Raw genomic sequence first — 22,969 nt, 5'->3', positions numbered from 1 at the left:
AGGTCTGCTTCTGGGCGGGGACCGTACTTCCGCTCTTGGCGCGATCGGTGCGTTGCGTATCCGTGGCTCAGACGGAGCGTTCTTCGATCGCGTCGACCCGATCAGGGTAGAACGCGACGTGGTCCTTGATCTGGGTCACGGCATCATATGGCGTCTCGTAAGTCCAGATCGCATCGACGGACCGTTCTCCACCGACCGGGATGCTGAAATAAGACGCCTCGCCCTTGTAGGGGCAGTATGTCTTGGTTTCCGATCGGGCGAGCGCGCTCATGTCGACATCCTTGCGCGGGATGTAGTGGACGGCGGGATATGTTGCCTCGCGTAGCGTGAGGGCATCGGCGGAATCGGCGATGACCTGCCCCGCGACGCTCACGACAACGCGACGCTGGTTGCGCGCGATGGTTATCGGGTGCTCAGGGCCAGGAATCTTGATGGTTCTGGAGGACATGGGTGTTTCCTTGTAGGGCCGATCAGTCGGGGAAGTGGGTACCGAACATGGGCCGGCCGCTGACCGAGTTGGCGACGGTCGCCTCATCCTGCAAGACGTCCCAGTGCTCTGCCAGCCTTCCGTCCGCAATCCGCAGGATGTCGACCGCGATCCAGGGCGCAGGCCGGCCGGTTCCCGAGAACCGGCCATGCACCATTACGTGCTCGCCTTCGGCGACGATAAGGCCGTGCTCGTAGCGCAGGGTGTCGGGCGCTGCTCGGATCAGCTCGAACAGTCCCTCGCGGCCCGGGGCGATATGCGCGCTGTGCTGGATATACTCATGCGACCAGAAACGCTGGGCGGCAGCATAGTCGCGTCGGTTGAACAGCGTGTCGAACGCTTCAAGCACCAACACCTTGTTGGCGCCTTGCAGAGATAACGTCATCATCGATCTCCTCAGGCCGCCGAAGACGCGTCGTAACGCGCGAAGTCGATGTAGTTGCGCTCATCGCCGCCCCAGAATGCATCGCGCACATAATGCGTCAGCGGCAGGTTGTGGCGCAGACGTTCCGGAAGGTCGGGGTTTGACGTAAAGAACCGGCCGAACGCGACGAGATCGGCATCGCCGTGCGCGATGATCGCTTCCGCCCCCGCACGATCGAAGCCTCCGGCTGCGATGATCGGCCCCTTGAAAATCTCGCGCAGGAAGGCCGAGGCGACAGGCGCCTGCCTTTCATGGATCGTCTCGACGCCGCTCACCCGCGGTTCGATGATATGGAGATAGGCGAGGCCATACTTGTTGAGCCGTTCTGCAAAGGCCCCGAAGGTCGCCTGCGCGTCGCTGTCCGAGATCGCGCCCCAGGTGCCGCTCGGAGAAATCCTGACGCCGACGCGATCCGCGCCGAAGACCGAGACGAGCGCCTCGGTGAGTTCGATCGGGAAGCGCATCCTGTTCTCGATCGAGCCGCCATAGGCGTCAGTGCGTCTGTTGGTGCCGTCCTGAAGGAATGTGTCCGCGAGATAGCCATTGGCGTTGTGCAGTTCGATGCCGTCGAAGCCGGCTTCGCGCGCCCGCTCGGCGCCACGTCGGAAGCTCTCCACCAGAGCCGGGATTTCCGCGATGTCGAGCGCGCGATGCGGCGAGACCGCCACCCAGCCATTCTGGGTGAAGGCCTGTCCCTCGAAGGGGACAACGGAAGGGGCGACGGGTGAAGCACCGTTGCTCAGATCGACGTGGCTCTGGCGGCCATCATGAGCGATCTGCATCACGATGCGGCCGCCTCTTGCATGCACTGCGTCGGTGATCTCGCGCCACCCGGCGACATGCGCATCAGTGTAGATGCCGGGCGCGCCGATATAGCCGCGACTGTCATGCGAGGGGTGCGCGCTTTCGGTGATGAACAGCCCGCCGGTTGAAGCGCGCTGGCGATAATATTCCACCATCATCGGGCTTGGGCTCTCGTCGGAGAGCGCCCGCGGTCGGGTGGTGGGCGCATGCACGACGCGGTGGCCGAGGTCGATCGCGCCGACGCGGATCGGTGAGAAGAGCTTCATTGCGTGGCCTCCGATCAGAGCTTTGAGCCGCCATCGACCCGGAGAACCTCGCCGGTGATCCAGCGCGCTTCCGGAGAGGCGAGGAAGGCGATGGCCCCGGCGATATCCTCGGGTTCCGCGAGCCGCTTCAGCGCCTGCATGCCGAGCGTGTAGTCGCGTCCGGCGTCCGTCTTGGTGAAGCTCGACATCTCGGTCGCGACCACGCCAGGTGCGACGGCGTTCACCCGGATCCCGCGCGATCCGAGCGCGGCTGCGAAATGGACGACCAGCGTGGAAATCGCGCCCTTCGTGGCGGCATAGGCCGGCAGCGTGCCGACCGCCGCGCGAGCTGCGAGCGACGAGGTGAAGACGATGCTCGATCCCTCGCCGAGGATGGGAAGCAACTGCTGGACGAGAAAGAAGGGAGCGCGGACGTTGACCGCAAAGAGCGTGTCGAAATCGTCCAGGCTCGTATCCTCGATGCTGACCGCCTTCGCCGCGCCGGCATTTGCGACGAGGATGTCGAGGCGGTCGCCGACGATGGCGCGCACCGTCCGCGCGAGCTCGTGGGCACCGTCGCTCACCGAGAGGTCGGCGCCTACCGCTTCGGCGCGTCCGCCTTTGGCGCGGATTTCCTCGACGACGGCCTGGGCCTCGGCAGCGCCGCGACCATAATGGACCAGCACTTGTGCACCGGCGCTGGCGAGCGCGAGGGCCGTGGCGCGGCCGATGCCGCGCGAGGCGCCAGTGACGAGCGCAGTTTTGCCAAGACAGGGTGACATTTTGGATCTCCTTGGGATGCGCGTGGCTCACCCTCGCGACGCCGCCGCGAAGGGAGTGCCGAAACAGTGGGGAAGAGGGTCAGGCGTCCAGGAACAGCGTCGCGTGCGCCACGAACAGCTCGGGATACTGGTAGAACGAGCCGTGGTTGGAATCCGGGTAGATGATCAACTGCGCGTTCGGCAGATGCTGCTGCAGCGTGTAGGAGTGCACGGTCGGGATAATGACGTCGTTGCTGCCCTGCACGACCAGCACCGGTTGCCGGATCGTCCGCAGGTAGTCGAGCGCGCCATCGCTTGGTGCGGTGTACGTTCCGATCGCTTCGAGTTGGGCATTCACGGTCCGCGCGCTGGCCTCAGGGTCGCGGTCACGGCGGCGCAGCTTGCGTTCGATGAAGGCGAGGCCGGCAGCCTGGCTCGCAGCCGAGGGCGAGAAATGGACCGCGAGCCAGAGATGCTCGGGAGGATCATAGCTCGCCGAGAAGATCGCTCTGGACTGGCTCGCCGACATGTCGGCGCCGCGCGTGCCGGTGCCGACCAGGATCAGCCGGCGGACGAGTTCCGGCGCCTGGAGGGTGATCTCCTGCGCGACGAAACCGCCGATCGAGAAGCCGAGCACGTCGACCTGCTCCAGGCCCAACGCCCGGATGAACGCGATCGCGATCGCGCCCATCTCCTGGAAGCTCGGCGGCGTCTTGCCTGACGAGTTGGCCACGCCTGCGTTGTTGAACAGGATGACTTCGCGATTGCCGGCGAGACCGTCGGTCACCGCAGGATCCCAATAATCCATCGTCCCGGTGAAATGCTGGTTGAAGACCAGCGGCACGCCTCCGGTCTTGCCGAAGCGACGATAGGCGAAGCGGATGCCGTTGGCCTCGATGAACTGCGTCGGGGCTGTGTCGTGCGTATAGGCCATGATCTGCGCCTTTCCGATGGTGGCGTTTGCTCAGGCGGCGAAGCTCGGGCGCGCGGCGAGCGCGTCGTACCAGCGCCTGGTGGCCGCATGGCCGTCGGGGATGGGCATCGACAGCGCTTTGGTGGCGAAGTCGATCGTGACGACGGCGGTGATGTCGGCGACCGAAAGCGCTCCACCCGCGATGAAGGAGACGCTCGCCAGTCGCTCCTCCAGGTCCGCATAGAAGTCGCGGACTCGAAGACGGCCACGTTCGACCAGTGCCGGAATCTGCTCGTAGCCATGCGGGCCGGAAATGGCGCGGCCGGCAAGTCCCACTGCGGCGTTTCGCACCGTCTCCATGACGGCGGCGAAGCCTTCGAGCTCCATCCGGCGCTCCCACATCTGGATGAGGGCCTTCTCCTTTGGCGTGGTGCCATCGAGCGGGTGGTCGGGATGGGCCTCGTCGAAGAAGCGGATGATGGCAGGCACTTCGCCGATCGTGGCGCCGTCCTCGAGCATGAGGGCCGGCACGACGTTGCGCGGGTTGATCGCGGTGTAGGCGTCGGCGAACTGCGCCTTCGTCGCCAGGTCGACCGGCACGAGCTCGATCGGGATGCCGCGCTCGGCGAGATAGATGCGCACGCGCCGCGAATTGGGCGAGCCGCTGGAATGATAGAGCTTTTCCATGGTGGTTCCTTTCGGGAGAAGGTGATCCGGTCAGTAACGGGAAGACCTGTGCGTGTTTCAGCAGCCTCAGCCGGCGGTCTTGCCGCCGTCGACGGTGAGGATCTGACCAGTCACGAATGAGGCGGCGGGCGACGCCAGGAACAGGATCGCGGCCGCCAGCTCATCGGGCCGGCCGACACGACCCAATGGCACGGTCTTGGCGAGAAAGGCCTTGCGCTCGCTCGACCCCGTGAAGCGATCGAGCATGCCGGTGTCGGTCGGGCCTGGAGCCACGGCGTTGACGCGGACACCGTGTGGTGCCGCCTCGAGCGCGACGGACTTGGTCAGGCCCTCGACCGCATGCTTGCTTGCCGCATAGATCGAGGCGCCGGCAGCGCCTTCATGGCCGTAGGTCGAGGAGATGTTGACGATGCTGCCGAAGCCTTGCGTCCGCATCGCCCGCAGCTCGTGCTTCAGGCTGAGCAGCGTGCCGAGGACGTTGGTGTCGAAGGTCGCGGCGTAGCTTTCCGCGGTCTGGTCACCGATGGGGCCGGGCGAACCTTCGGTGCCGGCGTTGTTGACGGCGGCATCGATGCGTCCGAAGCGCGCGACGGCGGCATCGACAAGTGCCCTCACGTCTTCCTCGTGACGGACGTCGGCGCGGATGAACTCCGCCTCGGCGCCGGCGGTGCTCAATTCGGCGACCAATGCCTGCCCGGCCTCGGTGTTTCGCCCTGAGACGACGAGCGAGTGGCCGGCATGGGCGGCAGCGTTTGCGACGGCACGGCCTATGCCGGTCAAAGCGCCGGTAATCAGAATGACCTGCTTTTCCACGAGTATCTCCATCGGTGTAGGCGGGCCGCAGCTATCCATTCATTGGAACGCTTCCTCGCGCTCCCATGCTTTCGCCGGCCGTCTTTGTTTCGATGGTGTGGATGTAGGCCTTGTCCGTTGCGACGAAAAAGACTTTGTATGTCGACGAGCGATACCTCAGAGGCATGGATAAGGCATGGAGCTGCGCCATCTCCGCTATTTCGTCGCCGTGGCCGAGGAGGGCAACCTCACGGTCGCCGCCGAAAAGCGCCTCCATACCGCCCAGCCATCGCTCAGCCGGCAGTTGCGCGACCTTGAGCAGGAGGTCGGGGCACAGCTCTTCACGCGGCATGCGCGCGGCATCGATCTGACCCCGGCCGGAAAAGCCTTTCTGGACCACGCGCGGCTGGCGCTCGGGCAGGCTAAGGAGGCTGTTGCTGCGGCGAGGCGTGCAGCTCGGCCGGCAAAGGCGAGCTTCGCTGTGGGCTTCCTGACAGGGCAGGAGGTGGACTGGCTTCCCCGCGTCACTCAGATTCTGCGGGCAGAGTTGCCGGGCATCGATTTCAGGGTATCGAGCCTCTATTCGCCCGACCTCGCCGATGCGCTCCAGAGCGGAGAAGTCGATCTCGGCTTTCTACGCGTCGAGCCAAGACCCGACGTGGTTTATCAGGTGGTGGCGCACGAGCCTCTCGTTGCGATCCTGCCCAGCGACCATCGCCTCGCTGGAGAGGCCTCGATCGATCCGCGCGACCTTGCCGACGAGATATTCGTGGGCTTCTCCGATGTGCCGCACGTTCTCCGCGACGTCGTCGACAGCTATCTCAAGCGCAACGATGTCATCCTTACGCCCAGCCACCACATCGATAATTTCGCGATGGGCATGTCGCTAGTCGCGTCGACCCGCGGCGTCGCGTTGCTGCCGGCCTATGTCGAGCCGCTGCTGCCCTGGTCGGTGGTCAGCCGGCCGCTGCAAGGCCAGCCGCCGACCATCGATCTGGCAGTCGGCTATCGCCGAGACAACGCCTCTCCCGTGCTCAAGACATTTCTCGCCGGCATCGACCGTCTGATTGCTGCGGGGCCAGCTGGCATCAGAAGCGGCGCATAAGAAGCCGGCTCGAGGCTGCCGGTCCAGTCCATGGCGGCGGCTCCAGGACAGTCCTGAGTCTGCTCATGATGTGCTCCTTCATTGCGGTCGCACTGAGTCGGCGGCCACCGACCCATCGACAAGCATGCAGGGGCGCAGGCCTGTTCATCTGCGCGAGGTGCTGCCCTGTGCTGCCGGATTTCCAACGACATTGCCGGCTGGGCGAAGGCGATCGAGCCCGCCTCGCCGACTCGCGCGCTGACGCAAGGTTCGCGGCGCCGCCACGCGCGTCCAGTGTGCGCTTCCTTGGCCAATCCGGCCGCCCCGATCAGCCGGCATTGTTCCGTGTTGCCGGCCATCAGGCCCAGGGTCGAAGCGGAAATCAGGGTTGGACAGCCAGTCACGATTTTAATCACAACAGAAACGAAACAGATTCAAATTCAAATAAAGCTAGATCACATAACATCAGATCAGAGCTTACATTTTAATTACTACAGTAATTTATTGAAGAAACAGATCTAATCGTGTTTGCGGAATATTTCATAAATGCAGTATGCAGCCTTATCTTGGGGCTGGGTGCTTGCGATGAAGAACAATTCGGATCTATACGCGGTAACGATATTGCTTTTGTCGACCTGTCCTGCCGCAATGTCATATGCGCAAACGGCGGCAGGGGCTGATGGAAACGGGACGGCCGCCACGCCGATCGCGCTCGATCCGATCACGGTCACGGCGACGCGCAGCGAGAAGCAGGCGCTCGACGTTCCCGGCACGGTCACCGTGATCTCCCGCCAGGAGCTCGACGAGCGCATGACGCGCGACATGCAGGACCTGGTGCGCTACCAGCCGGGCGTCAACGTCAACCGCATCACCAGCGGCACCGATCCGTTCGGCAACTACGAAGGCTTCACGATCCGCGGCGTCGGCGGCAACCGGGTGCAGATGCAGGTCGACGGCTCCCGCGTGATCGAGCGCATCACCGACGGCAACCGCAATTTCGTCGACCTGCCCTTCCTGAAGAGCGTCGAGATCGTGCGCGGGCCAGGCTCGGTGCTGTGGGGAGCCGATGCGCTCGGCGGCATCGTCGCCTACCGCACGCTCGACCCGCAGGACCTGCTCAAGAGCAAGGACAAGCCCTATGCCGTGCGCCTCGACGCCGGCTATGACAGCTTCGACCGCTCCTTCACCAAGACCGGCATCGCGGCCTTCCGGCTTACACCGACGCTGGAGGCCATCGTCGGCCTGAGCCACAAGACGGCGCAGGAGGGCAAGCTCAGCCGCGCCCGCGCCGATGGCGGCCGCTGGGGCTGCCCGGTGCCGAGCCTGCGCTATCTCGGCTGCGACACGCTGAACCCGCTCGATACCACGGTCTGGAACGCCTTCGGCAAGCTCGTCTTCAAGCCGACCAGCGACCATACGTTCAAGCTGACCGGCGAGTACTTCGACAATGACGCGACGGTGAACCAGCTCTGGGACTACAACACCGTCAGCAGCGGAATCCGCAACGGCCCCTACATCCGCAACGAGGTGAAGTCCCGCAAGCGGATCGCGCTCGAACATGAATGGGACGTCGGCGCGAGCTTCCTCGATTCGATCCGCTGGCAGGCCGCGTTCTCGCCGCAGAAGCGCACCTTCGTCAGCAACAGGTTGCAGACGCTCGCCAACGGCCAGCAGCGCTTCACCCGCGGCCTGCTCGACTATTCCGAGGAGTTCTCGCAGCTCGACATCCAGGCCAAGTCGAGCTTCGCGCTCGGCCCGAGCTTCCACCGCCTGACCTACGGCTTCCAGGGCGACACGGCCAAGACCGACTACGAGCGCCGCGACGACGTCAGGAACCTCGCGACGGGCGTCACCACCACGACGATCGCCGGCGGCTTCAACTTCGCCAACGCGACGACGACGCGCTATGATTTCTACCTTCAGGACGAAATCGAGCTGCTGAGCGGGCGTTGGACGATCACGCCGGGCGTCCGCTACGCCAACTACAAGATCGATCCGAGCGTCGGCCCCGGCTACGTCATCGTACCCGGCAAGGAGCCGCGCGAGATCGCTTCGCATCGGCTCATCCCGCAGATCGGCACGCTCTTCAAGCTCGACGAGACCTATTCGCTCTATGCCCGCTATGCCGAGGGCTTCAAGATGCCGACGGCGCAGCAGCTCTACACCTCGCTGCCCTTCGGCACCCAGAACCTGATCCCGAACCCGGACCTGAAGCCCGAGAAGGTGAAGTCCTACGAGGCCGGTATCCGCGGCAGGTTCACTGACGGCTGGTTCTCGCTCGGCGCCTTCCATGCCGACTACAAGGACTTCATCCAGAACTTCGTGACGATCCCCGGCACGACCGACATCACCTACCGCAACCTCTCGCGCATCGAGATCTCCGGCATCGAGGCATCCGCCGAGTGGAAGTTCCACGAGCGCTGGCTCGCCAACGTCACGTTCAGCTACCAGTACGGCAGGCAGAAGACCGAAGCGGGCGCCCAGACCACGCCCTACAATGTCAGCCCGCTCAAGGCCGTCGCCGGGTTGAAGTACCTTATGCCGGAATATGGGCTCGAGGCCGAGCTCATCGGCTCCTTCGCCGCCGGCGCCACCCGGGCGAGCTCGCCTGCGATCTTCAAGCCCGGCGGCTATTCGGTGTTCGACGCCTTCCTGAACTGGAAGCCGACCTCGTTCATCACCCTGCGCGGCGGCGTCGAGAACATCTTCGACCGGCGCTACTTCGCCGACCTGGTCAACCCGACCTTCAACAAGGTGCCCGACTCGCCCGCCGTCGCAGCCACGAACCCGCTGGAACTGCAGACCGCGCCCGGCCGCACCTTCAAGCTCGCCGCCTCCGTCGAGTTCTGAGGCGACGCCGGACGTGCCACAAGCATCGAATGACTGCGCCCGCATGGGCGCGATCATTCGGCGACGCTCCGACCCGAGACCCGGAGCGTCGCATTTCCCTTTGGAGGATATGATGACCGAGACCGCCCTTCCCCGCGCTTTGCTGAAGCAGCGCCCGGCCGAGATCCTCGCCAAGCTCCCGAGCATGGGCCGCGTCATGCTCAGCGCGCGCTCAGGCGGCGCCACGCATGAGCGCATGGGCGTGGTCGAGAATGTCGTCGTCGACGGTGATATCGCCCTTCTGTCAGGCGAGATGCATGACAGCGCGCTCGACCTCACGGTCGTCACGCGTCTCGTCACCGACCGTACCAGCACGATGCGCGACCGCGTGCTGCCGCGGCTCGAGTGCCAGAATGCCGAGGGCGAGGTGCTGTTCAGCCTGATCGGCCTCGATGGTATCGAGCCCTTCGACCAGGCGCTTGCATCCTTCGGGCCCGGCGAGGCGCTGGAGCCCGTCGCGCGCGAATCCGGCATGGGCGGCGCGCAGGACGTGCCCGAAGACGATCTCGGCGCGGCCACCTTCGCTGCCATCCTGCGCAACGGCCTGCCGATCGCGATCGAGCTGCGCCGTCCCGGCCTGCATCAGCTCTGGAGCGGAGCGCTGCCGGAACCGAAGCCGGCCATGGGCTTCGTCAACCTGATGCAGCCCGATTTCCACCTGCATTTGCGCGCCGGCGCGCTGGCCGGCTGGCGGCGCCGAAACGAGGACGATCAGGTCGAGCTGCATGCCGAAGACGCCGACGGCCAGCCGACCGGCCTTGTCTTGCGCGGCGCCGCGGCGGCCTTCGCACAGGTTCCGCTCGGCAATGCCCGTGGCTGAGCCCTCGCGCGCCGCCCGGCCGTCCCGGTGACCGCAGTCCTCTCGCATATCGCGCTGCTGACGCGGCTCTGCGTCGGTGGCCCGGGCGGGCGCGCCGGGCTGGTCTATTTCGCGCTCGTGCTCGGCCTCGGCCTGGCCGGCGTGCAGGTCTCGGTGCGACTGATCGCCTGGACGGCCGATTTCTACAACGCGCTGCAGAAGCTCGACGTCGATGCGACCCTGCGCCAGATCGCGATCTTCTTCGGGCTGATCGCGATCAGCGTCGCGCTGTTCCTGACCGGGAGCTACCTGCGCAAGATGCTGCAGATCCGCTGGCGCCGCTCGCTGACCGAAGCCGCGCTCGACCGCTGGTTCGCGGGCAAGGCCTATTGGCACCTGCGCGACCGCTCCGATAACGGCCTCGACAATCCCGACCAGCGCATCGCCGAGGATTGCCGCATCTTCGTCGACAAGCTCACCGGCGAGGCGATCGAGCTGATCACCAACATCGTCGCGCTGATCTCCTTCGTCGCGATCCTGTGGTCGCTCTCCACCTTCCCGCTCGCCTTCACGCTCGGTGGCGTCGCCATCGAGATCCCGCGCTACATGGTCTGGGCCGCGCCGCTCTACGTCGCGATCTCCAGCGGCGTCACCCATTGGCTCGGCAGGCCGCTGAAGTCGCTCGCCTTCGAGCAGCAGCGCCGCGAGGCCGATTTCCGCTTCGCGTTGACGCGGCTGCGCGAGCATGTCGAGGCCGTGGCGCTGGCGGATGGCGAGGCAGCCGAGCGCCGCCTGCTGTCGCAGCGCTTTACCGCGATCGCGCAGAACTGGCGCGGCCTGGCCAATCGCGAGCTGATCCTCGGCTGCTTCACCCGGCCCTATTTCCAGACGGTGCTGCGCATCCCGCTCTTCCTGGCCCTGCCGGCCTTTCTCACCGGGCGCGTCACCTTCGGCGGGCTGATGCAGATCGGCTCGGCCTTCCAGAACGTGGTCACGACCCTGTCCTGGTTCATCTTCTCCTATCGCGACCTCGCCGAACTCGCCGCCTCGGCCAGCCGGCTCAGCCATTTCCTCAAGGCGGCGGAAGGCGCGACCAGCGCATCGCGCCCCGCGCTCGTCGCCGGGCCGGACGGCCGGCTCTCGCTACGGGGCGTCGCGCTCTGGACGCCAGGAGGCCGCACCCTCGAACCGCTGCCCGATCTCAGTTTTGAAGCCGGCGAAGCATATTGGATCGCGGCGCCTTCGGGCCACGGCAAGAGCGCCCTGGTCAAGGCCATCGCCGGGCTTTGGCGCCATGGCACAGGCCGGATCGAGCGGCCCGATTCCAGGATGGCCTTCCTGCCGCAGCAGCCCTACCTGCCGCTCGGCGACCTGCGGACGGCGCTGGCCTATCCGGCTGCTCCGGAGGATCACGAGACAGGAGCCTATCAGCAGGCGCTCGCCGCCGTCGGCATGAGCCATCTCTGGGAGATCGCGGAGCCGGCCTGGAACGACGCGCGCCGCGGCCTTTCCGGCGGCGAACGCCAGCGGCTGGCGCTGGCGCGCATCCACCTGCACAGGCCGGACTGGATCATATTGGACGAGGCGACCAGCGCGCTCGACCCGGAGGCCGAGCAGCACGTGCTGGGCGCGCTGCGCCAGGCCTTGCCCGGCGCGACCTTCGTGCTGATCGCACACCGGCCACCGCTCGGCTTAGGCAAGTACCGCGCGATCCGCCTGACGAGCCGCAGCGGCACCGAGCCCGTCGAACCGCCGACAGGCGTCGTGCAGACCGTATAGGCTCCTCTTCCGATAACGCCGGCCTCAGGCGCCGCGCGCCAGCGCCTCGACGGGATCGAGCTGCGCGGCGTTGCGCGCCGGCAGGAAGCCGAAGCCGACCCCGATCAGCGTCGAGCAGGCGATGGCGGCGGCGAAGGCCTCGACCGAGTAGACGAAGCGCACCGGCGAGCCGGCCAGGCCGAAGCCCCAGCCCACGGACAACGCCAGCGCGATGCCGAGCACGCCGCCGATGAAGCAGACCAGCGAGGCCTCGATCAGGAATTGCTGCAGGATGTCGCCGCGCCGGGCGCCGACCGCCATGCGCAGGCCGATCTCGCCGGTGCGCTCGATCACCGAGACCAGCATGATGTTCATCACCCCGATGCCGCCGACCAGCAACGAGATCACCGCGATCGAGGCGATCAGCAGCGCGAAGGTCGCGTTGTTGCTGGTGATGGCCTGGCGGATGTCGTCGAGGTTCTGGATGAAGAAATCCTGGGCGCGGTGGCGATGCGTCAGGAGCTCGGTGACGGCGGCCTGCGCCGCCTCCATCGGCGTGTCGTCGTTCACCCGCAGCGTGATGCTGCGCAGCGAGAGGTCGCCGAGGAAGCGACCCTGGACGGTGGTGTAGGGCAGGAAGACCTGCGGGTTCTGGCTCGCGCCGAAGCCGCCTTGCTGCCGGCGCATCACGCCGATCACCCGGCTCGGCACCGTGCCGATCAGGATGATGCGGCCGATCGGGTTCTGGCCGGACTGGTCGAACAGGACGCCGGCCGTGTTCTCGTCGATCACCACGTCTTGCGAGAGCCGGCGGACATCGTCTTCGTCGAAGAACCGGCCTTGGACGACAGTGCTGCCCCTGACCGCGAAATACTGCTCGCCGACGCCATTGACGAGCCCGCTCGCCTCGATCGCGCCGAAGCGCAGCGTCGCGCTGGTCGAGACGGTCGGCGTCACGCCCTCGGCATAGGGCTGGCTCGCCAGGATTTGCGCATCAGCCACGGTCAGCGTCTTGATCAGGCTGGAGCGGCGGTCGCCGAAGCCGGTGCCCGGAAAAATCTCCAGCGTGTTGGTGCCGAGCCCGGCGATGTTGGCGAGCACCTGCTGGCGCGAGCCCTCGCCCAGCGCGACGACGCTGACCACCGAGGCGATGCCGATGACGATGCCGAGCATGGTCAGGGCCGAGCGCAGCTTATGGGCCCGCATCGAGAGCAGCGCCATGCCGAACGCCTCGCGCAACCGGCCGAACGCTCCGCGCCAGGAGTTGCCTGCGGGCACGTCGAGAGCCGGGTTCGCGGCTGAGGCAGCGGTGGGCCGCGTGCGCTTGTCGGAGATGATCCGGCCGTCGCTCAACTCGACGATGCGCTCCGCCCGCGCCGCGACCGACATGTCGTGGGTGACGAGGATGATGGTGTGGCCCTCGCGTCCCAGTTCCTCGAGCAGCGTCAGCATCTCCTCGCCGCTCTTGCGATCGAGCGCGCCGGTCGGCTCGTCGGCGAGGATGACGCGCGCGCCGTTCATCAAGGCCCGCGCGATCGAGACGCGCTGCTGCTGGCCGCCCGACATCTCGGCCGGGCGATGCGTCTTGCGGGCACCGAGGCCGAGCCTGTCGAGCAAAGCGGCAGCGCGGCTGCGGCGCTTCTCGACCGGGATGCCGGCATAGATCGCGGGCACCTCGACATTGGCGAGCGCCGTCAGCTCGGAGAGCAGGTGGTAGCGCTGGAAGACGAAGCCGAAATACTCCCGCCGCAGCCGCGCCAGCTCGTCGGGCCCGAGATCGCGCGTCGGCCGGCCGTCGATCTCGTAGACCCCGCCGGTCGGCCGGTCGAGGCAGCCGATGATGTTCATCAGGGTCGACTTGCCCGAGCCCGAGGGCCCGACGATCGCGACCATCTCGCCGGCCTCTATGGTCAGCTCGGCGCCGTCGAGCGCCGCGACCGCCGCTTCGCCGGCGCCAAAATCGCGCCGGACGCCGCTCAGCCTGATCAGCGGCACGCCCATGTCAGAATCCGAGCGGGCCGCGGATGCGGCGGGCCGCATTGGGGCCGCCAGCCGCGCCGGGTATGCGCGTGGTGACGACGCGCTCGCCCGCCTTCAGTCCGGAGGAGATCTCCGCCACGATCTTGTTGTCGAGCCCGACCGTGACCTTGCGCGGCGCCGGTTTGCCGTCCTCGCCGATGACCTCGATCCAGGCCCCGTCGCCACGGCGGCGGATCGCCGTCGAGGGCACGGTGACGACGCCGCGCGCCCGGCCGACCACCACCGTCACCTGCACGGTCATCGAGGTCAGCAGCTTTCCGTCGGCGTTCGGCACCTCGAACAGCGCGTTGTAGTAGATTGCCGTCGAGGTCGAGGACGAGGTCGCGCTCGAGGAGACCGAGGCGCTGCTGGCGTTCTGCGTCTTGAGCGTATCGGGCGCCGGCTCGACGAAGGCGATCTTGCCGGGGAAGCGCCGGTCGGGCGCGCCGAGCACGCTGAAGAAGACCTCCTGCCCCGCCTTGACCCTGAGCACGTCGGCTTCGGAGATCTTGGCCTTCACCGTCATGGTCGAGACGTCGCCGAGCACGACGATGGTCGGCGCCGACTGGACGGCGTTCACCGTCTGGCCTTCCTGCGTGACGATCGCCAGCACGGTGCCCGAGGCCGGCGCGGTGATGCGGGTATAGCCGAGATTGGCGCGCGCGGTCTCGACCTTGACCCCGCCGGAGATGATCTGCGCGTCCAGTGCCGCGATCTGGGCCTTCGTGGTCAGCACGGTCATCTCGGCCGATTCATAGTCGTCGCGCGAGACCGCGTTCTGGCCGAGCATCTGCTTCTGCCGCGCCAGCACGGAATCCGCATAGGCGAGATTGGCCAGCCGCTCGTCGCGCTGCGCGCGCAGCACGGCGAGCTCGGCCTCGGCCGTGCGCAGCGCGTTCTGCTGGGGCACGGCGTCGATCTCGGCGATCAGATCGCCTTGGTTGACGTTCTGGCCGAGCGTCACCTTGAGCGAGATCAGCCGGCCCGTGGCCTGCGCGCCGACATTGACCTGGCGGATCGGCTCAAGCCCGCCGCTGGCGAGCACGGCTTCCTCGACATCGCCTATCGCGGCGGCGACCGTCGGCAGCTGGACCGCGGCGGGCTGCGTCGCCTGCTGCGAGTGCAGGGCATAGGCGCCCGCCCCCAACATCCCGAGGACGAGGACCAGCAGGGCGGCGCGGCGCAATTTCATGGCTGCACGGGCTCCAGGGTCAGGGCGCGTGGGCGCGGCCCTTGCTGCGGGTCGTCGACCCTCGGACGCGAGACCTCGACCGGCCGGAGCCAGCCGCCGCCAAGCGCCTTGTTGAGCGCGATGAACCGGGTCGCAAGCGCGATCCGGCTCTGGATCAGCGCATCCTCGGCACTATACTGCGAGCGCTCGGCATCGAGCACGTCGAGGAAGCTGATCCCGCCGGAACGGTAGAGCGTCTGCGACAGCCTCGCAGCCTCGCCCGAAGCCGTCGCCGCCGTGGCCAGGCTGGCGAGTCGCAGCCGCTCCTGCCTCAGGCCCACCAGCGCGTCCTCGACATCCTGCAGCGCGGTCAGCACGGCGAGCCGCAGCGCGGCGTCGGACTGGTCGCGCTGCGCCCGCGCCACGTCGACGGCCGCCGCCAGCTCGCCGCCATTGAAGATCGGCACGCTCAAGCTGGGGCCGATCGACCAGCCGATCGCGCTGTTCTTGGCGAGGTCGCCGAGCTTCAGCGCCGAGGTCGAGATGTTGCCGGTCAGGCTGACCGCTGGATAGCGCGCAGCCTCGGCCTGGCCGATCCGCGCCGTCGCCTGGGCCAGCAGGCGCTCGGCGCGACGGACGTCGGGCCGGCTGCGCAGCACATCGGCCGGCACCCCGGCGCGCGGCGGCGTGGGCGTGGCCGGCACCTGCCCGGCCCCGACCAGGCGGTTAGCCATCGCGGAGGGCGGACGGCCGATCAGGATGGCGAGGCGGTTCAGGCTCTCCGAGAGCGCGATCTCGAGTGCCGGGATCTGCGCCTCCGTGCTCGCGACCTGCGCCGTCGCCCGCGCCGTATCGGCCGCCGAGACGGCGCCGGCCTGGAAGCGCACCTTGGTCAGCGCCTCGGTCTCGCGCTGCGTCGCGGCGGTGCGTCGCGCCAGCGCGATGCGGGCCTGGTAGCCGCGCGCCTCGATCACGGTCGAGGCGACATCGCCGACGAGCGTCAGCAGCACACCGTCGAGATCGTCCTCGGCCGCATCGGCGCCATAGGTCGCGGCCTCGATGGCACGGTCGCGGGCGCCGAACAGGTCGAGCTCCCAGGAGGTGTCGAAACCGGCGCGAAAGCTGTTGCGCGTGACGTTGCCGAAGGAGGAATCGCCGCTGGACGCGGAGCGCGAGCGCGTCACTGAGGCGGAGCCATCGACCTGCGGGAACAGCGGCGCGATCGCCTGGACCCGGCTCGCCCGCGCCTCGCGGATGCGCGCCTTGGCCTGCGCCACATCGAGATTGCCCGCTACGGCCTCCTCGACCAGCCGGTTGAGGGCGGGGTCCTTGAACTGCCGCCACCATTCCGACAGGGCCGGCGGCCGGCGCGTCGGGGAGGCCGCGTTCCATTGCGACGGCAGGGCCTGCATCGGCGGGACATAGTCAGGGCCGACCGCGCAGGCACTGAGGCAAAGCAGCACGGGCAGTGCGAGCAGGCCCGCCCGGTCCGATATCAGCCTGTCGCCAGAGCGCATTCCGTCCACTTCCGCCGCGTTGGCGCCCTCTCCCGTCGGAGGAAGGAACGCATGTCGGCGGCCGCAAGGCGCCGTGCACGATAGTCGCCCGGAGAATCAGGAGGCGTCGGGCGACTCGGAATATCAGCCTCTCACGGTCGAGCAGGCCTACAAAGCGATCCCATAAATTGCAAGGCATTCGGCGCTGCCAGTCATGCGCCGGCCAGCATCGTTGGATCGGCTTGCCCGCAGCGAAAGAGCCCGGTCCCCTCCCTGCGCCTCAGCTCTGCTGCGCGTGCAGGATCTGGCCGAGGAACTTCTTCGTCCGCTCGTTCCGCGGGGCGGTGAAGAACTGCTCGGGCGGCGCGACCTCGACGATCTCGCCGGCATCCATGAAGATCACGCGGTCGGCGACCTTGCGGGCGAAGCCCATCTCGTGGGTCACGACGATCATGGTCATGCCGCTCTCGGCGAGCTCGACCATGACGTCGAGCACCTCGCCGACCATCTCCGGATCGAGCGCCGAGGTCGGCTCGTCGAACAGCATGATCTTCGGGTTCATGCACAGAGAACGTGCGATCGCGACGCGCTGCTGCTGGCCACCGGAGAGCTGGACCGGGTATTTCAGCGCCTGCTCGGGAATGTGGACGCGCTCCAGGATGGTGCGCGCGGTCGCCTCGGCCTCGGCCCTGCCGATGCCGCGCACCTTCATCGGCGCCAGCGTGCAGTTCTCCAGCACGGTGAGGTGGCCGAACAGGTTGAAGCTCTGGAACACCATGCCGATCTCGCGGCGGATATCCTCGATGCCGCGCAGGTTCGCATGCACCATGGTGCCGTCGATCACGATCTCGCCGGCCTGGTGCTCCTCGAGCTGGTTGAGGCAGCGGATCAGCGTCGACTTGCCGGAGCCCGAGGGGCCGCAAATGACGATGCGCTCGCCGCGGCTGACCGTCAGGTCGATGTTCCGCAGCACCTGGAAGTCGCCGTAGAACTTGTCGACCTTGCGCATCTCGATCATCACGTCGCCTTGGGCGGCGGTCGCGGGCATCGTCATTCGCGTCGTCTCGCTTTGACCTGAGAATTGGACGCGTCCGGCATGGGGCCGGACGCGCCGTGTAGTGCGCTGAGACGCTCTCAGAACGACGGCATGGGCGGCAGCTTGGTCAGCGGGATGCCGAACCAGCGCTGGTTGACGGCGCTCAGCTCGCCGTTCTTCTCGATATCGGCAATGAACTTGTTGGCGAACTCGGCCAGCGCCGTGTCGGCCTTGCGGAAGGCCATGCCGTTGGCCTGCTCGCGCAGCGTCAGCTTCGGCTCCATGTTGAGCTGCGGATAGTCCTTGTTGAGCTGGGCGAGGATGGTGTTGCTCGCGCCCATCGCCTGAACCTGACCGGAGATCAGCGCCTGCAGCGCGGTCGCGTCGTCGTCGAAGCGCTTGAGCTGGGTGCCCTGCGGCGCGATCGCGCTGATCGCGGTGTCCTGCGTCGAGGCGCGCGCGACGCTGATCGTCACCGGCTTCAGGTCTTCCGGCGTCTTGATGTTGAGGCTCTTGGGCGCCAGCACGTAGATCGTCAGCGAGCTGTAGGGGTTCGAGAACAGCACCTGCTTCTGGCGCTCGGCGGTGATGCCGAAGGTGGCGATCAGCACGTCGATCTTGTTGGTCAACAGGTAGGGGATGCGGTTTGGCCCGGTGACCGGGACGAGCTCGACCGGCACGCCCAGCGCCTTCGCCATCAGCTTGGCGACGTCGGCGTCGTAACCGGCCGGCTGCTGCTGGGCGTCGGTGCCGCCGAAGGGCGGGTAATCGGTCAGCAGGCCGACCAGCAGCTTGCCGCGAGCCTTGATCTCCTCGGGCGTGGCCGCGCTTGCAGGGGCAGAACCAAGCGTTGCGGCGGCGACGCCGGCGAGAACCAGCGCGCCGAGGCTGCGGCGCAGGATGGACTTGAACAGGGACATGGACGTTTCTCCTCGGGTGGACTTGGTAGGCTTCTCGTTAGATTAGAGCAGGATTCACGCGAAAACCGGCTTCCACTTTTCGCATCCTGCTCTGGCGTCGCCGCTTAGCGCGCGGCGACGAGGAGCTTTTGCTCCATTCGCTTGCTGTAGGCCGAGAGCGGCCGGCAGATGACGTAGTAGACGACGGCGACGAGCGCGAAGATGGTGAACGGCCGGAAGGTGGCGTTGTTGATCACCTGCGCCGCCCGGGTCAGCTCGACGAAGCCAATGATCGAGGCGAGCGAGGTGCCCTTGATCAGCTGCACCAGGAAGCCGATCGTCGGCGGGATCGCGATCCTGACCGCTTGCGGCACGATCACCAGCGCCATTTTCGGGCCATAGCGCAGCCCGAGCGAGGTCGCCGCCTCCCATTGCCCGCGCGGCACGACCTCGATGGCGCCGCGCCAGATCTCGCCGAGGAAGGCGCTGGCGTGCAGCGACAGGCCGATCGCAGCCGCCATCCAGGGGTCGACCGACCAGCCGAACAGCCCGGGCACGAAGAAGGCGAGGAAGAGCTGCATCAGCAGCGGCGTGCCCTGGAACAGCTTGATGTAGCCATTCGCCAGAAGCCTCAGCCACTTGAACTCGCTGGTGCGGGCGAGCGCGACCAGCGCGCCGCCGATCGCGCCGCCGATGAAGGCGACGACCGAGAGCAGCAGCGTCCAGCGCACGGCCGCCAGGATGAAGAGGATCTCGTTGGGTCCGAGTTCGCGCATCGTCAGGGCTTACCGGGTTGGCTTGCGCAGGAGGGTGCGCTCGATCCCGGCGAAGGCGCTCCAGAAGAACAGCGACAGGCCGAGATAGATGCAGGTCACGACGAAATAGACTTCAAAACTGCGGAAGGTACGCGACTGGATATCGCCCGCAACGGCAGTCAGCTCGCTCGCCGCGATCGCCGAGCAGACGCTCGAATTCAGCATCAGCAGGATGAACTGGCTGGTCAGCGATGGGTAGACCGCCTGGATCGCAGGTTTCAGGACGATGTAGCGGAAGATCTGCAACGGCCGCATGCCGAGCGATTTGCCGGCCTCGACCTGGCCCTTCTGGATGCTCTCGATGCCGGCGCGGATGATCTCGATGCCGTAGGCGCCGACATTGACGACCAGCGCGATCAGCGCCGCCTCGTTCGATGACAGTTTGATGCCGAGCGAGGGCAGGCCGAAATAGATCATGAAGATCTGGATCAGGAACGGCGTGTTGCGGATCAGCTCGATGTACTCGTCGATGAACCAGCGCAGCCATTTCGGCCCAGAGGTCTTGCCGAGCGCGCCCGCGACCGAGACGACCATGCCGATCGCCATCGCCAGCGCCGAGAGCACCAGCGTGTTGAGCAGGCCCTGCAGCAATTCCGGCCACGCCGCGAAGACGTCGGCGAAATCGAATTCATAACTCATGCGGCGTACCCGATCCGGCGGGTGACCAAGTCTATTCCAGCCATCCGTCCCTCCTATGCCCTCGCCGGCCGGTTTGATATCGGCTCTTGGTCTTACGTCTCTGAGCGTATCTACAGGCGCGGGATCATCAAGCCGCCATCGGCATTGATCACCGTTCCCGTCGCGTAGCTGAAATTGCCACTGGTCAGGCCGACGACGCAGCGCGCCACGTCCTCGCCCTCGCCCCAGCGTCCGGCCGGGATCAGGCCGTCCGCGATGCGGGCGTCGTATTTCGCGGCGACCTTCGCGGTCATGTCGGTGCGGATCACGCCCGGCCTGACCTCGAAGACCGGGATGCCCTCCGGCGCGAGCCGCACAGCAAGCGCCTTCGCCCACATCGAGAGGCCGATCTTCGAGACGCAGTATTGCGCCCGGTCGATCGAGACGAGCTCGGTGCTGGCCGAGGTGATGAAGACGATCGCGGGGTTACCCGCTCGCGGCCCCGCGAGCATCGCTTTCGAGACCTCCTGGCTCAGGAAGGCGGCGCCGCGCAGATTGACCCCCATGACGAGGTCATAGGACTCAGGCGTGATCTCCAGCATGTCGCCGCGCACGGGCGCGCCGATGCCGGCATTGGAGACGAGGAGGTCGAGCCGGCCAAATTCGCGCAGGATCGTCGCGACCAGATCGGCATGGCTCTCGATGGCCGCAACGTCATGCCTGATGAAGAGCGCGCGGGCGCCGGCCCCGGCGAAGGCGGCCTGCGCCTCGGCGGCGGCCTCGTCCTCGACGAGGTCGGTGAAGGCGATGTCGTGGCCGGCCTCGGCAAGCGCGAGCCCGATGGTGCGGCCGATGCCACGCCTTGCGCCGGTGATCAGGGCGACGGGACGCGCCATCTCACTCACCCCGGTAGCGCGGCGTGCGCTTGTCCTGGAAGGCGGCGACGCCTTCCTTGACGTCCTCGGTATAGGATACCAGCGAACTCGCCAGCGTCTCCATGATCGCGGCGCGATCCTCGTCCTCCGCGGCGTTGATCAGCTGCTTCACGACGATGTTCGCCACCGGCCCGCGCGCGGCGACGCGCTCGGCCATCGCCTTCGCCGCCGCCAGCGAACCGCCCTTCTCGACGACCTGATCGACGATGCCAAGCGTAGCAGCCGTCTCGGCCGTGACGATCTCGCCGGTCAGCGCGAGGCGCCGCGCGACTTGGCCGCCGAGCCGCCTGACCAGGCGTTGCGTGCCGGACCAGCCGGGGATCATGCCGAGCCCGCTCTCCGGCAGGCCGATCTTGGCCTGCGCCTCGCAGATGCGGATATCGGCTGTGACCGCGAGCTCCAGCCCGCCGCCAAGCGCGTGGCCGTTCAGCGCGGCGATCACCGGCGGCTTCATCCGCGCGAGCTTGTCGAAGACGCGGTGGCCGGAGCGGACCCAGCCCTGCCCCATCTCCAGCGGCGAGAGCCCGCCCCAGGCGACAATGTCGCCGCCGGCGCAGAAGGCCTTGCCCTCGCCGGTCAGGATGACCGCGCGCACCGAGCGGTCGGCGTCGATCGCGTCGGCATAGCGGCCGAGCAGGCCGACCATGACGTCGTCGAGCGCGTTGAGCTTCTCTGGCCGCGCCAGCGTGATGACCGCGAGGCCGTCGGTGATGTCGAGGCGGACGGGATCGCTCATGCCACCCTCTTCGGCACGGTCAGGCCAAGCAGGGCGTTCTCGAACAGGGCGGCATCCATCAGCTTCGGCCTCTCAGGCACCAGCAGCGGAAATTCTGATTGGGCCAGGATGTCGCGTTCGAGATCGACGCCGGGCGCGATCTCACTGACGACGACGCCGTCTTTGGTCAGCTTCATCACGCAGCGCTCGGTGATGTAGGTGATGTCCTGCCCCTGGGCGACCGCGCGCGGACCCGAGAACGAGATGTGTTCGACCGCCTCGACGAGCTTCCTCACCTTGCCCTCCTTCTCGATGACGAGCTTGCCGTCAGCGATCAGAAGCTTGGCGCCGGCGCTGAAATAGCCGGAGAAGACGATGCGCCGGGCCCGCGCCGTAATGTCGATGAAGCCGCCGGCCCCCGCAGTGACATGCGGCCGGACGCCGAGCTTGGAGACGTTGACCGAGCCCTGCCGGTCGATCTGCAGGAAGGAGAGCAGCGACATGTCGAAACCCGCGCCCTGAAAGTAGGTGAACTGGTAGGGCGAGGGCACAAAGGCCTCCGCGTTGGAGGCGCAGCCGAACTGGAACTCGAGCAGCGGCACGCCGCCGACCGCGCCCTGCTCGATCACCCAAGTCACCGCGCCGTGCTGGCCTTCCTCGATCAGGATGCGCGGGACATTGGCCGAGATGCCGAAACCGATATTGACGGCATCGCCATGGCGCAGCTCCTGCGCCACCCGCCGCGCGATCACCTTGGCGACGTCGAAGGCAGGCGTCGCGAAGCTCGATAGCGGGCGGGACACCTCGCCTGAGATCGCCGGATCATAGACCGTCTGCGTCGTCTGCATCTGGTCCGGCGCCACCACGATGACATCGACCAGGATGCCGGGCACGAAGACCGCTTGAGTCTTGATGCTGCCGGCGGCGACGAGCCGCTTCACCTGCGCGATGACGATGCCGCCATTGTTGCGCACGGCCAGCGCCTGATCGAGCGGGCCGAGATAGCCGCCCTCGTGCTCATAGGAGAGGTTGCCGCGCTCGTCGGCGGTGGTGGCGCGGATGATCGCGACCTTGGGGATGATGCTCTTGAAATAGAGCCAGTCCTCGCCGTCGAACTCCACCCGGCTGACGATCGGCTCGGCCGCGGCGCGCGCGTTCATGGCGCAGCCCTGGTTCCTCGGGTCGACGAAGGTCTCCATGCCGATCTTGGTCAGCACGCCCGGCCGCTTCGCCGCCGCCTCGCGATGCATGTCGAACAGGATGCCGCTCGGGATGTTGTAGGCGGGTATCTCGTTACCGGTGACCATCCTCCAGATCGCCGGCGGCTCGGCGCTCGACGGTCCCGACGGATAGGAGCCGCCGAGGATGCGCGCCAGCAGGCCGGGCCTTGCCAGATGGTCGATGCCCTTGACGCCCCACATGTCGCCGGCCGCGATCGGGTGCATGGTGGTGAGGTTCTTCGGACGGCCTTCCGCCTCGAAGCGCCGGCCGATCGCGGCCAGCACCGCATCAGGGCAACCCAGCCCCGACGAGGAGGATACGGTGACGATCGCCTCGTCCGGGATCAGGGCGGCGGCTTCGTCGGCGGTGAGGATGCGGGGAAACGCCATCGTGCTCGTGTC

At 67.0% G+C, this 22,969-nt stretch carries 21 protein-coding genes; 4 read left to right on the top strand and 17 right to left on the bottom strand.

Translation table 11 applies throughout. The features are described from left to right. Positions 1-67 precede the first annotated feature (67 nt). The 7 genes from DWF00_RS20530 to DWF00_RS20500 form a co-directional block, all read right to left on the bottom strand. Positions 68-448 carry a DUF427 domain-containing protein gene (locus DWF00_RS20530; RefSeq protein WP_114832428.1) on the bottom strand — a complete coding sequence of 127 codons (381 nt, stop codon included), beginning with the start codon at positions 446-448 and terminating at the stop codon, positions 68-70. 22 nt (positions 449-470) lie between these two features. After that, positions 471-872, bottom strand: coding sequence for a nuclear transport factor 2 family protein (locus tag DWF00_RS20525; RefSeq protein ID WP_114832439.1), 402 nt, complete (start codon positions 870-872; stop codon positions 471-473). An 11-nt stretch (positions 873-883) separates the two neighbouring features. Beyond that, entirely contained in the window at positions 884-1,981 is a 1,098-nt protein-coding gene (locus tag DWF00_RS20520) for an alkene reductase (protein WP_114832427.1), read from the bottom strand. A 14-nt stretch (positions 1,982-1,995) separates the two neighbouring features. Continuing rightward, on the bottom strand, positions 1,996-2,742 hold the full coding sequence (locus tag DWF00_RS20515; RefSeq protein WP_114832426.1) for an SDR family NAD(P)-dependent oxidoreductase: 747 nt from the start codon (positions 2,740-2,742) through the stop codon (positions 1,996-1,998). A gap of 79 nt (positions 2,743-2,821) precedes the next feature. Further along, complete coding sequence (locus tag DWF00_RS20510; RefSeq protein WP_181832892.1) at positions 2,822-3,655, bottom strand: alpha/beta fold hydrolase; 834 nt, start codon at positions 3,653-3,655, stop codon at positions 2,822-2,824. Between the two features lie 30 nt (positions 3,656-3,685). Further along, positions 3,686-4,321 carry a glutathione S-transferase family protein gene (locus DWF00_RS20505; protein ID WP_114832424.1) on the bottom strand — a complete coding sequence of 212 codons (636 nt, stop codon included), beginning with the start codon at positions 4,319-4,321 and terminating at the stop codon, positions 3,686-3,688. A gap of 66 nt (positions 4,322-4,387) precedes the next feature. After that, positions 4,388-5,173 (bottom strand): SDR family NAD(P)-dependent oxidoreductase, encoded by a 786-nt coding sequence (locus tag DWF00_RS20500; RefSeq protein WP_245974146.1) that lies wholly within the window; start codon positions 5,171-5,173, stop codon positions 4,388-4,390. A gap of 136 nt (positions 5,174-5,309) precedes the next feature. On the opposite strand from DWF00_RS20500, the gene DWF00_RS20495 reads away from it, so the two are divergent. The 4 genes from DWF00_RS20495 to DWF00_RS30010 all read left to right on the top strand — a co-directional run bounded on the left by DWF00_RS20495 (position 5,310) and on the right by DWF00_RS30010 (position 11,664). Continuing rightward, on the top strand, positions 5,310-6,218 hold the full coding sequence (locus DWF00_RS20495; RefSeq protein ID WP_114832423.1) for a LysR family transcriptional regulator: 909 nt from the start codon (positions 5,310-5,312) through the stop codon (positions 6,216-6,218). A 627-nt stretch (positions 6,219-6,845) separates the two neighbouring features. Continuing rightward, positions 6,846-9,047, top strand: coding sequence for a TonB-dependent hemoglobin/transferrin/lactoferrin family receptor (locus tag DWF00_RS20490; protein WP_181832891.1), 2,202 nt, complete (start codon positions 6,846-6,848; stop codon positions 9,045-9,047). Positions 9,048-9,159: 112 nt separating this feature from the next. After that, entirely contained in the window at positions 9,160-9,906 is a 747-nt protein-coding gene (locus tag DWF00_RS20485; RefSeq protein WP_114832421.1) for a ChuX/HutX family heme-like substrate-binding protein, read from the top strand. Positions 9,907-9,933: 27 nt separating this feature from the next. Continuing rightward, complete coding sequence (locus DWF00_RS30010) at positions 9,934-11,664, top strand: ABC transporter ATP-binding protein/permease (protein WP_114832420.1); 1,731 nt, start codon at positions 9,934-9,936, stop codon at positions 11,662-11,664. Positions 11,665-11,688: 24 nt separating this feature from the next. Here DWF00_RS30010 and DWF00_RS20475 read toward each other — a convergent pair whose 3' ends face one another. From DWF00_RS20475 to DWF00_RS20430, 10 genes are all read right to left on the bottom strand, one after another. After that, complete coding sequence (locus tag DWF00_RS20475; RefSeq protein WP_114832419.1) at positions 11,689-13,644, bottom strand: MacB family efflux pump subunit; 1,956 nt, start codon at positions 13,642-13,644, stop codon at positions 11,689-11,691. A gap of 1 nt (position 13,645) precedes the next feature. Continuing rightward, complete coding sequence (locus DWF00_RS20470) at positions 13,646-14,854, bottom strand: efflux RND transporter periplasmic adaptor subunit (RefSeq protein WP_114832418.1); 1,209 nt, start codon at positions 14,852-14,854, stop codon at positions 13,646-13,648. Further along, a complete protein-coding gene (locus tag DWF00_RS20465) occupies positions 14,851-16,350 on the bottom strand; it encodes an efflux transporter outer membrane subunit (protein ID WP_114832417.1) in 1,500 nt (499 codons plus the stop codon). The genes DWF00_RS20470 and DWF00_RS20465 overlap by 4 nt, the downstream gene beginning before the upstream one ends. Before the next feature lie 259 nt (positions 16,351-16,609). After that, the gene (locus DWF00_RS20460; RefSeq protein WP_281270175.1) at positions 16,610-17,383 is read right to left on the bottom strand and encodes an amino acid ABC transporter ATP-binding protein; all 774 of its coding nucleotides are present in this window, start codon (positions 17,381-17,383) and stop codon (positions 16,610-16,612) included. Between the two features lie 80 nt (positions 17,384-17,463). Beyond that, complete coding sequence (locus DWF00_RS20455) at positions 17,464-18,285, bottom strand: transporter substrate-binding domain-containing protein (protein WP_114832416.1); 822 nt, start codon at positions 18,283-18,285, stop codon at positions 17,464-17,466. Between the two features lie 104 nt (positions 18,286-18,389). Then, a complete protein-coding gene (locus DWF00_RS20450) occupies positions 18,390-19,040 on the bottom strand; it encodes an amino acid ABC transporter permease (RefSeq protein WP_114832415.1) in 651 nt (216 codons plus the stop codon). A 9-nt stretch (positions 19,041-19,049) separates the two neighbouring features. Continuing rightward, positions 19,050-19,718, bottom strand: coding sequence for an amino acid ABC transporter permease (locus DWF00_RS20445; RefSeq protein ID WP_114832414.1), 669 nt, complete (start codon positions 19,716-19,718; stop codon positions 19,050-19,052). 110 nt (positions 19,719-19,828) lie between these two features. After that, positions 19,829-20,602: a 3-ketoacyl-ACP reductase gene (locus DWF00_RS20440; RefSeq protein WP_181832890.1), complete on the bottom strand. Its 774-nt coding sequence runs from the start codon at positions 20,600-20,602 to the stop codon at positions 19,829-19,831. Then, positions 20,595-21,368, bottom strand: a complete 774-nt coding sequence (locus DWF00_RS20435) for an enoyl-CoA hydratase/isomerase family protein (protein WP_114832412.1) — start codon at positions 21,366-21,368, stop codon at positions 20,595-20,597. The genes DWF00_RS20440 and DWF00_RS20435 overlap by 8 nt, the downstream gene beginning before the upstream one ends. Then, the gene (locus tag DWF00_RS20430; protein WP_114832411.1) at positions 21,365-22,957 is read right to left on the bottom strand and encodes an acyl CoA:acetate/3-ketoacid CoA transferase; all 1,593 of its coding nucleotides are present in this window, start codon (positions 22,955-22,957) and stop codon (positions 21,365-21,367) included. Before DWF00_RS20430 ends, DWF00_RS20435 begins: the two co-directional genes overlap by 4 nt. Between the last annotated feature and the right edge of the window lie 12 nt (positions 22,958-22,969).

Origin of the sequence: Allobosea caraganae (genome assembly GCF_003351345.1) — a bacterium.
GTDB lineage: Bacteria > Pseudomonadota > Alphaproteobacteria > Rhizobiales > Beijerinckiaceae > Allobosea > Allobosea caraganae.
The sequence above is the reverse complement of the archived record's forward strand: the minus strand, read 5'-3'. Positions and strand labels throughout refer to the sequence as shown.

Excerpts from the sequence above, each read along its gene's own strand:
- DWF00_RS20485 (WP_114832421.1), top strand. The coding sequence starts at position 9,160 with ATGACCGAGACCGCCCTTCCCCGCGCTTTGCTGAAGCAGCGCCCGGCC.
- DWF00_RS20520 (WP_114832427.1), bottom strand. The coding sequence starts at position 1,981 with ATGAAGCTCTTCTCACCGATCCGCGTCGGCGCGATCGACCTCGGCCAC.
- DWF00_RS20505 (WP_114832424.1), bottom strand. The coding sequence starts at position 4,321 with ATGGAAAAGCTCTATCATTCCAGCGGCTCGCCCAATTCGCGGCGCGTG.
- DWF00_RS20525 (WP_114832439.1), bottom strand. The coding sequence starts at position 872 with ATGACGTTATCTCTGCAAGGCGCCAACAAGGTGTTGGTGCTTGAAGCG.
- DWF00_RS20435 (WP_114832412.1), bottom strand. The coding sequence starts at position 21,368 with ATGAGCGATCCCGTCCGCCTCGACATCACCGACGGCCTCGCGGTCATC.
- DWF00_RS20445 (WP_114832414.1), bottom strand. The coding sequence starts at position 19,718 with ATGAGTTATGAATTCGATTTCGCCGACGTCTTCGCGGCGTGGCCGGAA.
- DWF00_RS20465 (WP_114832417.1), bottom strand. The coding sequence starts at position 16,350 with ATGCGCTCTGGCGACAGGCTGATATCGGACCGGGCGGGCCTGCTCGCA.
- DWF00_RS20455 (WP_114832416.1), bottom strand. The coding sequence starts at position 18,285 with ATGTCCCTGTTCAAGTCCATCCTGCGCCGCAGCCTCGGCGCGCTGGTT.
- DWF00_RS20450 (WP_114832415.1), bottom strand. The coding sequence starts at position 19,040 with ATGCGCGAACTCGGACCCAACGAGATCCTCTTCATCCTGGCGGCCGTG.
- DWF00_RS20510 (WP_181832892.1), bottom strand. The coding sequence starts at position 3,655 with ATGGCCTATACGCACGACACAGCCCCGACGCAGTTCATCGAGGCCAAC.
- DWF00_RS20530 (WP_114832428.1), bottom strand. The coding sequence starts at position 448 with ATGTCCTCCAGAACCATCAAGATTCCTGGCCCTGAGCACCCGATAACC.
- DWF00_RS20460 (WP_281270175.1), bottom strand. The coding sequence starts at position 17,383 with ATGACGATGCCCGCGACCGCCGCCCAAGGCGACGTGATGATCGAGATG.
- DWF00_RS20495 (WP_114832423.1), top strand. The coding sequence starts at position 5,310 with ATGGAGCTGCGCCATCTCCGCTATTTCGTCGCCGTGGCCGAGGAGGGC.
- DWF00_RS20470 (WP_114832418.1), bottom strand. The coding sequence starts at position 14,854 with ATGAAATTGCGCCGCGCCGCCCTGCTGGTCCTCGTCCTCGGGATGTTG.
- DWF00_RS20430 (WP_114832411.1), bottom strand. The coding sequence starts at position 22,957 with ATGGCGTTTCCCCGCATCCTCACCGCCGACGAAGCCGCCGCCCTGATC.
- DWF00_RS20475 (WP_114832419.1), bottom strand. The coding sequence starts at position 13,644 with ATGGGCGTGCCGCTGATCAGGCTGAGCGGCGTCCGGCGCGATTTTGGC.
- DWF00_RS20500 (WP_245974146.1), bottom strand. The coding sequence starts at position 5,173 with ATGGATAGCTGCGGCCCGCCTACACCGATGGAGATACTCGTGGAAAAG.
- DWF00_RS20490 (WP_181832891.1), top strand. The coding sequence starts at position 6,846 with ATGTCATATGCGCAAACGGCGGCAGGGGCTGATGGAAACGGGACGGCC.
- DWF00_RS20515 (WP_114832426.1), bottom strand. The coding sequence starts at position 2,742 with ATGTCACCCTGTCTTGGCAAAACTGCGCTCGTCACTGGCGCCTCGCGC.